Raw genomic sequence first — 15,026 nt, forward strand, 5'->3', positions numbered from 1 at the left:
TCCAATGGTTCCGTGGTCACGGGTGGCGACCGGGCGCGAGTCGAGGTACTCGGCCCGCTCCGCGTGCTGGATGCGGATCGGCGCGACATCACTCCCGACGGGCTGCTGCAGCGACGCCTGCTGGCACTGCTGGTGCTCCGGCGGGGCCGGGTGGTGCCGGCGCACTCCGCCGTCGATGCCCTGTGGCCGTCCAGGCGACCGGCGGATCCGGCCGCCGCCCTGCAGAACCACATGTTCCGGCTTCGCCGTGGTCTGCCCGACGGCCTGATCGAGTCCGTCGGTGAGGGCTATCGGCTCGATCCGGCCGGTGTCGAGGTCGACGCCGACCGGCTCGTGGTGGCCCTGAGCGCGGGGGCGACGGGGGATGCGGGCGTGCCGGCCGAGATCGACGCCGTGCTCGCGCGCTGGCAGGGCCCCGCCTACCCCGAACTCGACGAGGTGGACGAGGCCCGGGCCGAGGCGACGCGGCTGGAGGAGCTGCGTTTCCGGGCCCACGAGGTCCGGGCCGAGGTGCGGCTCGGACGGGGCGACACCGACGGCCTCGTTGCCGAACTGGTGGCGCTCGCCGACGCGCAGCCGCTGCGGGAACGGCCGCGCGCGCTGCTGATGACGGCGCTCGCGGCGACCGGACGCCGGGCCGAGGCGCTACGGGTCTACGACGACTTCCGGCGGCTGCTCGGCGACGAGCTGGGCATCGAACCGTCGCCGGCACTGGCGGCTCACCACGCGGAACTGCTCGCCGGTGCCGCCGACCGGGTGTGGGCGCCGGTGGGCCGGTTGCCGGTTCCGGCGACGTCGCTCGTCGGCCGGGACGCCCTGGCGGTGGCGGTGACCGAGCTGGCGGAGTCCGGGCGCCTGGTGACCCTGGTCGGTCCGGGCGGGGTCGGCAAGACCCGGTTGCTCCTCGAGGTCGGGCACCGGCTCCGGGCCGCCCGACCGGATCGGCCGGTGGTGTTGTGCGAATTGGCCACTGCCGACCCGGACTCCGCGGTCGACGTGGCCGCCGCCGCCCTGCGGATCGACGCCCGTCCCGGCACCTCCCTCGCCGAGCGAGTGGCCGACGTGCTGGGCGACACCGAGCTCGTGCTGCTGCTCGACAACTGTGAGCACGTGCTCGATCCGATCGCCGCTGTCGTCGAACGCCTGCTCGCCACCTGCGCGCACGTGCGGATCGTGGCGACGAGCCGGGAGCGGCTCCGAGTCGTAGGCGAGCACGTCCGCCAGGTGCCGACGCTGTCGTACGACGGCGAGGACGCACCGGCCGTGCGGTTGTTCGAGGAGCGGGCGCGGGCCGTCGTCCCGGGCTTCGAGCCGGACGGGCGAGAGCTCGCCTGCATCGCCGAGATCGTGCGGCGCCTGGACGGGTTGCCGTTGGCGATCGAGCTGGCAGCCGCGTGCCTGCACACCCATGAGGTCGCGGAGGTCGCCGCGGGCCTGGACCACCGCTTCGAGCTGCTGGCGTCGGGGTACCGCACGTCGCCGCGGCACGGGTCGCTGGCCGCGGCGGTGTCGTGGTCGTTCGGGCTGCTCGCGGAGGATCTGCAGCGGACCTTCGCGGAACTGTCGGTGTTCTCGGGCTCGTTCGACGCGGCCGACGCCGCGGCGGTCTGCGGCACGGATCCGGGGACGGTCACCGCGGCGTTGACTCACCTCGTGGAGCGCTCGCTGGTGCTGCGGATACCCGGCCGCCGGTACATGCTGCTCGAGACGCTGCGGGCGTTCGGCGCCGAACAACTCACCCGCGAGGGCCGGGTCGACCTCGTCGCGGAACGGCACGCCCGGCACCTGGCCGACTGGGTCGACCGGGCGGATTCACGACTGCTGCAGCCGGGCGAGCCGGTCCTGGCGCAGATCGATGCCGCCGTACCGGAGTTGCGCAGCGCGCTCGGCTGGTTGCTCGACCACGACGAGGTCGCGCTCGCGGGTCGTCTCGTCAATGCCCTGCTGGACTACGGGATCTTCCGGCTGCGACCGGACGTGCTGGGCTGGGCGCGGCTGGTGATCGACGCCGATCCGGAGGGCCGGAGCCCGTTCGCCGCGCGCCTGCGGGTGGTGGCCGCCTACGCGGCATGGATGTCCGGCGACGTGGCCGAGACGGGTCGGCTCAGCGCCGCTGCGTTGCGCGCCGTCGAGCGGGCGAAGACCGAGCCGGCGGCGGAGGCGATGACCGTTCGCGGGAGCTACGAGTTGTTCGAGGGGCATCTCGACGAGGCCGCCGCCTGGTACCGGCGGGCCGCCGCGGCCGCCGCGAACGACCCGGCGCAGCGGCTCATGGCGCGGGCCACGGAGCTGCTGCCGTTGGGCTATGCGGGTGACCCGGCCGCCGTCGAGCAAGCCGACGCACTCCTCGCCGAGGTCGCCGACGCACGCACGCCGCACGCCGCGTATGTCTGGCACTGCGCCGGGGAGGCGGACCTGGCAGTCGACGTCGAACGGGCCCGCGCGCGCTTCGCTCGGGCACTGGACATCGCGGAACAGACGAACGCCTCGTTCGTGACCGGTCTCGCCGGCGCGTCGAAGGCGTCCATCGACGCCCGGATCGGTGACCCGGCGGCCGCCGCCGACGAGTACCGGCGCCTGATCCCGCACTGGCGGCGCGCCGGGATGTGGTCGACGCAGTGGACGATGCTGCGCTCGATCGCCGGGCTTCTCGAACGCCTGGACCGCTACCGCGACGCCGCGGTGCTCGAGGGGGCCGTGCGCGCGACCGCGGCCGGTCATCGCATCTTCGGCGCCGACGAGGTGGCCCTGGACGAGCTCGGCGCGCGACTGCGCGCCGCGCTCGGCGACGACGCGTACGAGGCGGCGCGACGACACGGCGCGATGCTCGACGGCGAGGCCGCCGCCGAGCATGCGCTCCGCGCGCTGTGACCGCCCGGGCCGGGAGCCGCGACCTCACCACCTGGGCTGTTCGCCGAGAATGCCGAGCAGCGACTTGCCGACGAGTTCGTGGGTGAGCGCGTCGTTGCCGGGGTGGAATCCCCCGCACCGCACGTCGCGGTAGAGGCGTTCGAGCTCGTTCCCGGTGAACATGCCGGCGCCACCGGCCACGTCGAGGGCGATGTCGACGACCCGTTTGGCCGCTTCCACCGCCCGCCACTTCATCGCATACACCTTGGGCACCCACTCGTCGCCGTGGTCCGTGCCGGCCACCCAGTCCGCGACGAACCGGTCGAGCGTCGCCGAGGCGGCGTCCAGCTCGAGATACATCTCCGCGACCTGGTGCTGCACGAACGGGTTGTACGCGTACGCGCCCCGCTCGATCGCCACCGAGGTCTTGCGCCGGGCGCTGCGGACGGCGAGTTCCAGGGCGCGGTCGGCGATCCCCAGGTACACCGCCGCCATGAGCGAGAGCGGCCACATCGTCATCGCCACGAGGAACGGGTCGCTGCCGTCGCCCGCGGGGACGACCCGCCCGATGCGGTCGTCGGGCACGAAGACGTCGTCGAGAACCGTGTCGTGGCTCTGCGTCGGCCGCATCCCGAGGGTGTCCCACGTCTGCACGACCTTCACCCCCGCGCTGCCTCGTTCGACGAAGGCGTGCACGATGTGCGGCCCGCCCGCCGCGTCCGCGTCGACGGCGTGCGCGCCGAGCCACCGCCACGCCGGACCGTTGGAGCCGAACTGTTTGCGGCCGGTGAGCCGGTAGCCGCCCGCCACGCGCTGCGCCCGGCACGTCGACAGCAGCACCGGGATGTCGTTGCCCGTCTCGGCGTGTCCGGCGGCGAACACGTCGCCGGCCACCGCGGCCTCCAGGATCCAGCGGAGCGACGTGTCGCCCGTGCGTTCCAGTTCGGTGGCGATCCCGATCCAATAGGAGTGCATCGTCATCGCCAGCGCGGTCGCCGGGGCGTAGCGGGCGAGGCGCCGCTGGCTCGCGGCCAGCCGGGCCAGATCGAGGCCCCATCCCCCGTAGCGGGTGGGTACGGCGGCGGCGAGATAGCCGGCGGCCCGCAGCTCGGCGAGGTCCTCGTCGAAGTAGGAGTTGGACCGGTCGAGTTCGCCGGCACGGGATCGGAACCGCTCCAGCATCTCGGTCGGCAACTCGGCCGCGGTCCGGTTCCGGGTGGGGTTCATGGTGAGTGTGGTGTCCATGGCCACGACGATGCGCCCGCCTGCTCTCACCGCGCTCCCACCGGATCCCAGCGCGCCGAGAGCGCGCGGGAGCGCCGGGGCAGGGCCCGCACGGACCGTGAGAGGCATGAACGCGACGACATCCCTGCCCCTGTCCGGGACGATCCTGTCGATCTGGGCCCACCCCGACGACGAGACCTACCTCGCCGCCGGCGTCATGGCCGCCGCCCGCGACGACGGCCGGCGCGTCGTGTGCGCCTCGGCCACCGCCGGCGAGCACGGAACCGCCGACCCCCGCTCGTGGCCTCCGGAGCGGCTGGGCCGGGTCCGCCGCTGGGAAGCGGCCGCCGCCATGGCCGTCCTCGGTGTCGAAGAGCACCACGTCCTCGGCCTGCCGGACGGTGCCCTCGCCGAGCACGAGGACACCGGTCTCGCGTGGGCCGGACGGCTCCTCGACGACGTCCGCCCCGGCACGATCCTGACCTTCGGTGCCGACGGGATGACCTACCACCCCGACCACACCGCCGTGCACCGCTGGGTCACCCGGGCCTGGCGTGACCGCGGTTGCCGTTCCCGGCTGCTGTACGCCACCCCCACCGTGGAGCATCTCGACCGGTTCCGGGACCTCTACGAGGAATGGGGCATGTACATGAGCGACGAGCGCCCCACGGGCGTGCGCGAAGAGCGGCTCGCGGTCCACGTCCGGCTGCACGGGCTCGCGCTCGACCGCAAACTCACCGCGCTGCGGGCCATGGCGACCCAGACCGCCGACCTCGTCGCGCGGATCGACCCGGCGGTCTACGCGGCCCAGATCGCGGAGGAGGCGTTCGTCGCCGCCCCTCGCGTCCCGGACCGCGGCGATGCGGCGACGAGAACCGCAGTGGCGCGGTGACGGGCCGGGCTACCGGTGCCGCTCGGCGAGGCGCTCGGCCGACGACCGGACCTGCTCCCGGAGTTCGGGCGGCCCGAGCAGCTCGGCGTCGTCGCCGAGTTGCCACATCGCGGCGCCGGCGTGGGTGGCCCCGCCGAACTCCGCCTCGGCCTCCCACCAGCCGTCGCCGGTGGGCCGCTGCGCGACGACGCGGATCGCGATCGCCGCGAGGTCTTCCCGGCGCCGGTCCCGGATCCGCACCGCGGCGGTGACCGTGCCCAGACCGGCCCGGAACTCGGTGCGGCGCCGCTGCCAGATCCGGGCGAGGTCGACGTCGGGTGGGCGGTGAGCCGCGGTGTCGAGCGGTTGCACCCGTTCCATGCGGGAGAGGCGGTAGGTGCGTTCGGCGCCGCGATGCAGCGCCACCAGATACCAGCGGCCCGCCGCGCTGACCAGCCCGAGCGGGTCGACCGTCCGCCACCGCGCCTCGGCGCCACGGGAGCGGTAGCGGATGCGCAGGCGGCGATCGGTGAACACGGCCTGCTGGACGACGCCGAGGTGCTCGTCCCGCCGGTGATCGACCACCCACCCCGACGAGCTGACGACGATCCGCTCCCCGACCCGCGCGGCGGCGGTGCGCTGCGCCTCGGGCAGCGCGACGGTCACCTTCCGCATCGCCGAGGCGAACGCGGAGGCCATGCCGAGCGAGTCGGGGGTGGCCGACGCGCTCGCCGCGAGCAGGGCGGTCGCCTCGTCGACGGTCAGGCCGGTCAGGTCGGTGGTGAAGCCGGGGAGCAGCGCGAAACCGCCGTCGCGTCCGCGTTCGGCGTAGACGGGGATCCCGGCCGCCGACAGGGCCTCGACGTCGCGCAGCACGGTGCGCACCGAGACCTCGAGTTCCCTGGCGATCGCGGGCGCGGTCATCCGGCCCCGGTGTCGCAGCAGCAGGACCAGGGACAGCAACCGATCGGCTCGCACCTGCCGAACTCTCCCAGAAATACATGACAGAAGGTGTCGTGTTTCGCGCGCAGGATCGTGTCCGGCAGCAACCACACGACCGAAAGGCCCGACATGAGCACCGCGTCCGACCCCCGTCCCCTCTACCGCGACGCCCTGGCGTGGGTGGCCACGCTGATCGACGAGGTCCGCCCCGAGCAGATGACCGACCCGACGCCCTGCCCGGACTACGACGTGCGCGCGCTGCTCGGCCACCTCGTCGCCACCGTCGATCGCGGCCGCGTGATCGGCAGCGACGGCGACCCGCTGAGCGTTCCGGAGTTCCTGACCGGCGTGCCCGACGACGCGTGGCGCGCCGAACTCGAGCGGGCGCAGGCCCACTACCGGAAGGTGTGGAGCGACGACGACCTGCTCGACCGGCCCGTCGTCGCGCCGTGGGGAACGGTGCCCGGCCGCGCCGCGGTGCTGAGCAATCTCAACGAGGCCCTCGTGCACGGCTGGGATCTCGCCGTCGCCACGGGACTGCCGGCCGAGCCGGATCCGGTGCTCGTGGAGGCCGCGTTCGTCGTCGCGCGCAGCAAGATCCCCGCCTCCGTGCGCGGCGGACGGGTTCCCTTCGGCGCGGCCGTCGAGCCGGCGCCGGACGCGAGCCCCGTTGAGCGGCTCGCGAACTGGTCCGGGCGGGACACCGCGGCCTGGCGGCGCTGATCCCGACACACCAACGCCGACGGGCGGCACCCGCAGTGGGTGCCGCCCGTCGGCGTTCGTCGGAGCAGGACTACTCGGCGTCCTTGGCCAGGGCCACCGCCGGGGTGTCGGGCACCGCGGCCGGCTTCTCGCTCGGGGTGAAGGTGAACTTCGCGTTCTCCCCGGCACCCTCGCCGTCCCAGCCTTCGACGTCGACCAGGACGATCTGGCCGGGGCCGATCTCGTTGAAGAGGATCTTCTCCGAGAGCTGGTCCTCGATCTCGCGCTGGATCGTGCGGCGCAGCGGCCGGGCGCCGAGGACCGGATCGAAGCCCCGCTTCGCGAGCAGCGACTTCGCCTTCTCGGTGAGCTCGATGCCCATGTCCTTGTTCTTCAGCTGCACCTCGACGCGGCCGATCATCAGGTCCACCATCTGGATGATCTGATCCTGCGTGAGCTGGTGGAAGACGATGATGTCGTCGATGCGGTTGAGGAACTCGGGCCGGAAGTGCTTCTTCAGCTCGTCGTTGACCTTGAGCTTCATCCGCTCGTAGTTCGACTCGGCGCCGGAGCCCTTGGTGAAGCCCAGGCCGACCGCCTTCGAGATGTCGGCGGTACCGAGGTTCGAGGTGAAGATCAGCACGGTGTTCTTGAAGTCGACCGTGCGTCCCTGGCCGTCGGTGAGGCGGCCGTCCTCGAGGACCTGCAGGAGGGTGTTGTAGATCTCCTGGTGGGCCTTCTCGATCTCGTCGAACAGGACCACGGAGAACGGCTTGCGGCGCACCTTCTCGGTGAGCTGGCCGCCCTCTTCGTAGCCGACGTAGCCCGGAGGGGCACCGAAGAGCCGCGACGCGGTGAACCGGTCGTGGAACTCGCCCATGTCGATCTGGATGAGCGCGTCGTCCTCGCCGAACAGGAAGTTCGCGAGCGCCTTCGACAGCTCGGTCTTACCGACGCCGGACGGGCCGGCGAAGATGAACGAACCGGCGGGACGCTTCGGGTCCTTCAGGCCGGCGCGGGTACGCCGGATCGCCTTGGCGACGGCCCTGACGGCGTCCTCCTGGCCGATGATCCGCTTGTGCAGCTCGTCCTCCATGCGGAGCAGACGGGTGGTCTCCTCCTCGGTGAGCTTGAACACCGGGATACCGGTCCAGTTGGCGAGGACCTCGGCGATCTGCTCCTCGTCGACCTCGGCGATGACGTCGAGATCACCGGCGCGCCACTGCTTCTCGCGCTCGGCGCGCTGCGCGACGAGCTGCTTCTCCTTGTCGCGCAGGTTCGCGGCCTTCTCGAAGTCCTGCGCGTCGATCGCGGACTCCTTCTCCCGGCGCGCGTCGGCGATCTTGTCGTCGAACTCGCGCAGGTCCGGCGGCGCGGTCATCCGGCGGATGCGCATGCGCGCACCGGCCTCGTCGATGAGGTCGATCGCCTTGTCCGGCAGGAAGCGGTCGTTGATGTAGCGGTCGGCCAGGCTCGCCGCGGCGACCAGCGCCTTGTCGGTGATGGACACGCGGTGGTGCGCCTCGTACCGGTCGCGCAGGCCCTTGAGGATCTCGATGGTGTGCTCGACCGTCGGCTCGCCCACCTGCACCGGCTGGAACCGGCGCTCGAGCGCGGCGTCCTTCTCGATGTACTTGCGGTACTCGTCGAGGGTGGTGGCACCGATGGTCTGCAGCTCGCCGCGCGCCAGCTTCGGCTTCAGGATCGACGCCGCGTCGATGGCGCCCTCGGCGGCACCCGCGCCGACGAGCGTGTGCAGCTCGTCGATGAACAGGATGATGTCGCCGCGGCTGTTGATCTCCTTGAGCACCTTCTTCAGGCGTTCCTCGAAGTCACCGCGGTAGCGGCTGCCCGCGACCAGCGAACCGAGGTCGAGGGTGTACAGCTGCTTGTCCTTGAGCGTCTCGGGGACCTCGCCGTTGACGATGGCCTGCGCCAGGCCTTCGACGACGGCGGTCTTGCCGACGCCCGGCTCGCCGATGAGCACCGGGTTGTTCTTGGTGCGGCGGCTCAGGACCTGCATGACGCGCTCGATTTCCTTGGCGCGACCGATGACGGGGTCGAGCTTGCCCTCGAGCGCGGCCTGCGTGAGGTTGCGGCCGAACTGGTCGAGCACCAGCGACGTCGACGGGGTGCCGGCCTCGCCACGGCTGGTGCCGGATTCCTGGGGCTCCTTGCCCTGGTACCCGGAGAGCAGCTGGATGACCTGCTGGCGCACCCGGTTCAGGTCCGCACCGAGCTTGACGAGCACCTGTGCCGCGACGCCCTCGCCCTCGCGGATGAGGCCGAGGAGGATGTGCTCGGTACCGATGTAGTTGTGTCCGAGCTGCAGCGCCTCACGCAGGCTGAGCTCGAGCACCTTCTTGGCACGGGGCGTGAACGGGATGTGGCCCGACGGGGCCTGCTGTCCCTGGCCGATGATCTCCTCGACCTGGCTGCGGACGCCTTCGAGGGAGATCCCCAAAGATTCGAGCGACTTGGCCGCTACGCCCTCGCCTTCGTGAATGAGGCCCAGGAGAATGTGCTCCGTGCCGATGTAGTTGTGGTTGAGCATCCTGGCCTCTTCCTGAGCCAGGACGACGACGCGCCGCGCGCGATCGGTGAACCTTTCGAACATCGCACTCCCTCACACTCTCCGGCCGACAGGTCCGGTACGCGGATCGTTCCGGACCCGGCTGCCGCGTTTCGCTCCGGCACTCGAGTCGTCGAGTGGAACCAGGTTCCACGACCCCACTTGACACTCTAGTTGCCGCCGTTTCGAGGCGCTGCCCCTCCACCCGATCGGCGCCGGCGGCAACTCCGGTCACGAGGGGTAACGCTGCACGTCGGCACGGCGTTCCCGCCTCCGTGTACGCCAGCAGCGAACACGCTGCTCAGCGGGGCATCAGCTGGCGAATGCGCCGTCCGATGCGCTGCGGGGCGCGTTCCGGGTCGACGAGTTCGTTCTCCGCGAGGGGGCTGTCCTCGTCGGCGACGGTGCCCGGCTCGAAGAGCGCGAGGGTCCGACCGGGTCCGCGCAACCGCTCCACCGCGGCGACGAGCGAACCTTCGGACCGGACGGCGGACGCGACGTCGTCCGGGGACACCCCGAGGTGCTCGGACAGCAGGCGCTCCCGCATCTCGACCACCGCGCGGCTGATGTGGTCGCCCTCGTGGTCCGCTTCGACGAAGAGATCGCACTCGGTGTCGAAGCCCAGGGACCGGTTGTTCAGGTTCGACGAGCCGATGCGCAGCAGCACGTCGTCCATGACGACGACCTTGGCGTGCACATAGATCGGCGCCCCACCCGCGGTGACGGGGTAGTAGGCGGCGAACCGGCCGTGGACGTCGGCGTTCCACAGCAGGTGCAGCAGCTTGCGGCGGGCGCCGTCCATCGCCTTCTGTTCGAGCCAGCCCTCGGCGTTGCGCGGCAGCACCAGCACGATCTGCGGGCCGTCCGGTTCCCGCAGCCGCTTCGCGAGGGCCTCGGCGAGCGTCCGGGACGCCAGGTACTGGCTCTCCAGGTAGAGCGTGCGGCGGGCGCCGGCGATCACCGCCAGGTAGAGGGCCTCGATCTCCCGCACCTCCGCCCGGTCGCCGAGTTCGGGGAGGGTCCGTGCGACGGCGACATCGACGTCGCGCAGGGCCGGGCGCAGCCCGTCGGGCCAGATGGTGTGCCCGGTGTCGACCGGCTCGAGGTCCTCCCCCGTTGCCGCCTTCCACCGGGCGCGAGCCTGTTCGCCGATCGCGCGGGCGGCCGCGCCGTCCACCGCGGTCGTCACGTCGTGCCACGGTCCGTACCGACGGCCGTTCGGCTCCCGCCGGTAGCGGCTGTGGTCGGGATGCTCGCTGGTGTCCCAGCGATCGACGGTCATGTCGATGCCCCCACAGAACGCGACGGCGTCGTCGATCACGATGATCTTCTGGTGGTGTGCCGCTCCCACGGGATGGGCGCCGTCGATTTCGAGCCGGAGCCGCGGGTCGCTCATCCAGTTGAGCACGAAGACCGGTGTCATCCCGCGCCCGATGGCTGCGAATGCGCCGATGTTCCACTTCAGCAGGAACACCTCGAGATCCGGGTGCCGGTGCGGCAGCCACTTGAGGAATGCGCCCAGCCGGTTCGGGCCCTCGAGGGTCTTCCGGTCGGGTTCGAGCTTGATCCTCGTGTCGAAGTCCCACCCGATCAGGAGGATCCGCCGCCGTGCCTGCAGCATCGCCGACTTGGCGTATCGGAAATAGTCGGCGGCGTCGACAATGCAGGCGAGGCGATCGGCACGATCGACCCGCCAGCACGTCTCACCCGGGACGGCAATCCGCTCTCCCATGGCCGACACGCTACCCGGGGATACCGCCGTTTCCGCCGCGACGGACGGGATACCGAGCGGGTGTGACCCTTGTCTCCGATTCCCGACTGTCTCCGCTTCCCGACTGTCTCCACTTCCGGCGGCGTCCCGTTCCGACCGACCGTTTCTTTTTTCGAACGAATAACAAAGAATTCCGCGAGGCACGACGACGAGGCGATATCCGCGACAGTTGTCGCGGATATCGCCTCGGTCGGACGGAAGGCAGCGCTTCCGGCTCAGTGCGCCTTGTTGTAAGCCTCGATGATTTCGGCGGAGATACGGCCTCGGGCCGAGACGGGCATGTCGTTGTTGCGGGCCCATTCCCGAATTTCCGCGGTACGTTCCCGGTCCGTGCCGCCGCGAGAAGACTTGCGGGGAGCGGGCGCGGTGGGCACGACCTTCGCGCGCTTACGGCCACCCACCTTGCGGGCATGAGTGACCCAGAACTCCAATTCCTCCCGGAGCTTGGCCGCGTTGTCTTCCGACAGATCGATCTCGTAGGTGACTCCGTCGAGCCCGAATTCCACGGACTCGTCCGCCGCCGTCTCCCCGTCCACGTCGTCGATCAGGGTAACGGTGACCTTCTTTGCCATGTGCTGCAAATCCTCTCGAATGAAGAAGCGCGGCCCCCCGCGGTACGAGACAACAATACCCGGGAATCAATTCATGGCAATACGGAAAACGAATGCGATCAATTACCTCGCCGGGCGAACAATTGGGAACAGGATTGTTTCCCGGATTCCGAGGCCCGTCAGCGCCATCAGCAAACGGTCGATTCCCATGCCGGTTCCGGTCGTCGGAGGCATACCCTGTTCCATCGCCGCGAGGAAGTCCTCGTCGAGAACCATCGCCTCGTCGTCACCGGCCGAGGCGAGCCGCGCCTGGTCGACGAACCGCTCCCGCTGGATCACGGGGTCGACGAGTTCCGAGTAACCGGTGGCGAGTTCGAAACCACGCACGTACAGATCCCACTTCTCGGTCACGCCGTTCTTGCTGCGGTGCTGCCGCGTGAGGGGCGAGGTCTCGACGGGGTAGTCCCGCACGAACGTCGGCTCGTGCAACTGGTCGCCGCACTGGTGCTCCCACAACTCCTCGACGAGCTTTCCGTGGCCCCAGCCCTTGCCTTCCGGGACCTCGAGACCCACCCGATCGGCGAGGGCATGCAGCTCCTCCAGCGACGTGTCGGGCGTGACCTCGGTTCCGATGGCCGCCGACAGCGACGGGTACATCTCCATCGTCTTCCACTCGCCGCCGAGGTCGTATTCGGTGCCGTCGGCGAGGGTGACGACGTAGGTGCCGAACACCGCCATCGCCACCTCCTGGATGAGTTCCCGGGTCATCGTCGCCGAATCGTCGTACGTGCCGTACGCCTCGTACGTCTCGAGCATCGCGAATTCGGGCGAGTGCGTGGAGTCGGCACCCTCGTTGCGGAAGTTGCGGTTGATCTCGAAGACCTTCTCGATGCCGCCCACCACGCAGCGCTTGAGGAACAGCTCCGGCGCGATGCGCAGATACAGATCCATGTCGAGGGCGTTCGAATGGGTGACGAACGGACGGGCCGTCGCGCCGCCGTGCAGGGTCTGCAGCATCGGGGTCTCGACCTCGAGGAAGCCGCGCCGCTCGAGCGCGTTGCGCAACTCGCGCACCACCGCGACACGCATGCGGGCGTTGGCGCGGGCCTCGGGACGCACGATCAGGTCGGCGTAGCGCTGCCGGACCCGGGTCTCCTCGTTCATCTCCTTGTGCGCCACCGGCAGCGGCCGCAGGGCCTTGGCGGCCATCTGCCACGAGTCCGCCATGACGCTGAGCTCGCCGCGCCGAGAGCTGATCACCTCGCCGTGCACGAACACGAAGTCGCCCAGGTCCACGTCGTGCTTCCACGCCGCAAGGGACTCCTCGCCGACGCCGTTGAGGCTGATCATCGCCTGCAACTGGGTGCCGTCGCCCTCCTGCAACGTGGCGAAGCACAGCTTGCCCGTGTTGCGGAAGAAGATGACCCGGCCCGCGACGCCGACCTGTTCCCCGGTCGTCGTGTCGGGCTCGAGGTCCGGATACTTCTCCCGGATCTCCGCGAGGGTGTGAGTGCGGGGCACGACGACGGGGTACGCGTCCTTGCCCTGCGCCAGGATCCGTTCGCGCTTCTCGCGGCGGATGCGGATCTGCTCGGGGGTGTCGTCGGACTGCTGAACGGGTGCATCACTCACGGGTGACCAGACTATCGGACCGCCTCGAGCGCCTGCGCAGGACCAGCGCCTGCGCAGGGCCGAGGTGCCCGGGGCGCCGGCGCCCGCCGGGTCAGTGCGCGGTCACGCGCGCCACGTCGTCCTCGACGTGCGGGGCCGCGGCGATCGCATCGGTCGCCCCGGCCGCCGCGAGAGCCGCGTACCCGCCGACGAGGCCGGTGACGCGGCGCAGCCCGAGCGCCTGCAGCGCGGCGACGACGGCGTCGGTCTCCGCGCCGGAGGCCGAGACCACGACCCACTCGACGTCGCGGTCGACGGCCACCGCCAGACGCTCGTCGCTGGTGGGATGCAGGCGCCGGGGCAGCAGCTCGGCGGAGATGGCCAGCGCCCCGGGCAGGGTGCCCTGGACGGCGCGTTCGGCGTGGGTGCGGATGTCGACGACCACCGCGCCGCGCGCGACGGTCGCGGCCAGCCCGGCCGGATAGGTGCGCTCGGTGGTGAGCGGGAGAGTGTGAACGGGTGCGGCGACGAAGGATGCAGCAAGCGCAGTGCGCATGAGGGTGACTCCAGGTATGTGTGAACGATCGAGGCGGACGTCAGCCTCGACAACACTCCTGGGCGCTCATGCAGCGGATCACGGCGACTATTCTTGCACAGGATCGCGGCGGGCGGAACCCACGGCGGCGGATCGGGCGCCGCGCCGTGCGAGATTGCGCTCGTACACCAGGCGCAGGCCCTCCAGCGTCAGGTCCGGTTCGTGGTGCTCGAGCGTCTCGGACTCCGGCATGATCAACGGCGCACGGTCGCCGGTCCCGATGACCGCGACGTCGTCACCCTCGAATCCGCGCTGCTCGGCACGCACCAGGCGCACCAGCCCGTCGACCATCCCGGCGAATCCGAAAACCGCACCGGACTGCATGCATTCGACGGTGTTCTTGCCGACCACGGCGCGCGGGCGCAGCAGTTCCACCTTGCGCAGCGCCGCGGACTGGGAGGCCAGCGCGTCCATCGACACCTCGATGCCGGGGGCGATGATGCCGCCGAGGAACTCGCCCTTCGCCGAGACCACGTCCACGCACGTGGACGTCCCGAAGTCGACCACGATGCACGGCCGGTCGTAGAAGTGATGTGCCGCAAGGCTGTTGACGATGCGATCGGCGCCGACCTCCTTGGGGTTGTCGACGAGCAGCGGCACCCCGGTGCGCACACCCGGCTCGACGACCACGTGCGGCACGTGTTCCCAGTAGCGGCCCAGCATCACCCGGATCTCGCGCAGCACCGACGGCACCGTGGACAACGCGGTCACGCCGGTGATCTGGTCGGCGTACCCGCCGAGCAGACCACGGAAGATGAGCGCGAGCTCGTCGGCGGTCATGCGCGGATCGGTGCGCATCCGCCAGTCCCGCAACAGCTTCGCGTGCGAGCCGCTGCCGGTGAACAGGCCCAGGACGACGTTCGTGTTCCGGACGTCGACAGCGAGGAGCACTGCTACACCAACGAACCGGAGTCGAGAGTGGCGAGCATGCGCGGGGTGATCAGGCCGGAACCCTCCGGCGCGTGCGCCGGATCGTTGCCGAGTTCGACCTGCCGGTTGTCCGCGTCGACGAACACCACGCGCGGGTCGTAGTCGCGGCACTCCTGCTCGTTCATCACGCCGTAGGCGATGAGGATGACGAGATCACCGGGACTCACGAGACGCGCTGCCGCACCGTTGATCCCGATGATGCCGGAGCCGCGCTCGCCCGCGATGACATAGGTTTCGAGACGGTTGCCGTTGTCGATGTCGACGATGGCGACCTGCTCGCCCTCGAGCAGGTCGGCGGCGTCCATCAGGTCCTGGTCGACGGTTACCGAACCCACGTAGTGCAGATCGGCGTGGGTCACCGTGGCGCGGTGGATCTTCGACTTCATCATCGTGCGGAACATGGTGTC

Annotated in this window: 12 protein-coding genes; 3 read left to right on the plus strand and 9 right to left on the minus strand. The window is 70.7% G+C overall.

Annotation, left to right across the window (positions count from 1 at the left end; translation table 11 throughout):
• Positions 1-12 precede the first annotated feature (12 nt).
• Complete coding sequence (locus tag A4U64_RS21250) at positions 13-2,871, plus strand: ATP-binding protein (protein ID WP_065923079.1); 2,859 nt, start codon at positions 13-15, stop codon at positions 2,869-2,871.
• 24 nt (positions 2,872-2,895) lie between these two features.
• Here A4U64_RS21250 and A4U64_RS21255 read toward each other — a convergent pair whose 3' ends face one another.
• Positions 2,896-4,095 carry an acyl-CoA dehydrogenase family protein gene (locus A4U64_RS21255; protein ID WP_044475551.1) on the minus strand — a complete coding sequence of 400 codons (1,200 nt, stop codon included), beginning with the start codon at positions 4,093-4,095 and terminating at the stop codon, positions 2,896-2,898.
• Between the two features lie 106 nt (positions 4,096-4,201).
• Here A4U64_RS21255 and A4U64_RS21260 point away from each other — a divergent pair, with 106 nt between their 5' ends.
• Positions 4,202-4,966 carry a PIG-L deacetylase family protein gene (locus A4U64_RS21260; protein WP_029540736.1) on the plus strand — a complete coding sequence of 255 codons (765 nt, stop codon included), beginning with the start codon at positions 4,202-4,204 and terminating at the stop codon, positions 4,964-4,966.
• Between the two features lie 9 nt (positions 4,967-4,975).
• On the opposite strand, the gene A4U64_RS21265 is transcribed toward A4U64_RS21260, so the two are convergent.
• The gene (locus A4U64_RS21265; RefSeq protein ID WP_006930367.1) at positions 4,976-5,923 is read right to left on the minus strand and encodes a helix-turn-helix transcriptional regulator; all 948 of its coding nucleotides are present in this window, start codon (positions 5,921-5,923) and stop codon (positions 4,976-4,978) included.
• A 93-nt stretch (positions 5,924-6,016) separates the two neighbouring features.
• Between A4U64_RS21265 and A4U64_RS21270 the strand changes: the two genes are divergently transcribed.
• Complete coding sequence (locus A4U64_RS21270; protein WP_029540731.1) at positions 6,017-6,610, plus strand: TIGR03086 family metal-binding protein; 594 nt, start codon at positions 6,017-6,019, stop codon at positions 6,608-6,610.
• 70 nt (positions 6,611-6,680) lie between these two features.
• Here the strand turns inward: A4U64_RS21270 and A4U64_RS21275 are convergent, their stop codons facing one another.
• The 7 genes from A4U64_RS21275 to panD form a co-directional block, all read right to left on the minus strand.
• Positions 6,681-9,206, minus strand: a complete 2,526-nt coding sequence (locus tag A4U64_RS21275; protein ID WP_029540728.1) for an ATP-dependent Clp protease ATP-binding subunit — start codon at positions 9,204-9,206, stop codon at positions 6,681-6,683.
• Positions 9,207-9,462: 256 nt separating this feature from the next.
• The gene (locus A4U64_RS21280; protein WP_065923080.1) at positions 9,463-10,893 is read right to left on the minus strand and encodes a phospholipase D-like domain-containing protein; all 1,431 of its coding nucleotides are present in this window, start codon (positions 10,891-10,893) and stop codon (positions 9,463-9,465) included.
• 254 nt (positions 10,894-11,147) lie between these two features.
• Positions 11,148-11,504, minus strand: a complete 357-nt coding sequence (locus tag A4U64_RS21285; protein ID WP_006930387.1) for a histone-like nucleoid-structuring protein Lsr2 — start codon at positions 11,502-11,504, stop codon at positions 11,148-11,150.
• A gap of 102 nt (positions 11,505-11,606) precedes the next feature.
• Positions 11,607-13,115, minus strand: a complete 1,509-nt coding sequence (lysS, locus tag A4U64_RS21290) for a lysine--tRNA ligase (protein ID WP_065923081.1) — start codon at positions 13,113-13,115, stop codon at positions 11,607-11,609.
• 91 nt (positions 13,116-13,206) lie between these two features.
• Positions 13,207-13,650 (minus strand): rhodanese-like domain-containing protein, encoded by a 444-nt coding sequence (locus A4U64_RS21295; protein WP_006930391.1) that lies wholly within the window; start codon positions 13,648-13,650, stop codon positions 13,207-13,209.
• 87 nt (positions 13,651-13,737) lie between these two features.
• Positions 13,738-14,580: a type III pantothenate kinase gene (locus A4U64_RS21300; RefSeq protein WP_006930394.1), complete on the minus strand. Its 843-nt coding sequence runs from the start codon at positions 14,578-14,580 to the stop codon at positions 13,738-13,740.
• 2 nt (positions 14,581-14,582) lie between these two features.
• Complete coding sequence (gene panD / locus A4U64_RS21305; protein ID WP_029540720.1) at positions 14,583-15,020, minus strand: aspartate 1-decarboxylase; 438 nt, start codon at positions 15,018-15,020, stop codon at positions 14,583-14,585.
• Positions 15,021-15,026 lie beyond the last annotated feature (6 nt).

Source organism: Rhodococcus sp. WB1 (assembly GCF_001700945.1).
GTDB classification, from domain to species: Bacteria; Actinomycetota; Actinomycetes; order Mycobacteriales; family Mycobacteriaceae; genus Rhodococcus; species Rhodococcus aetherivorans.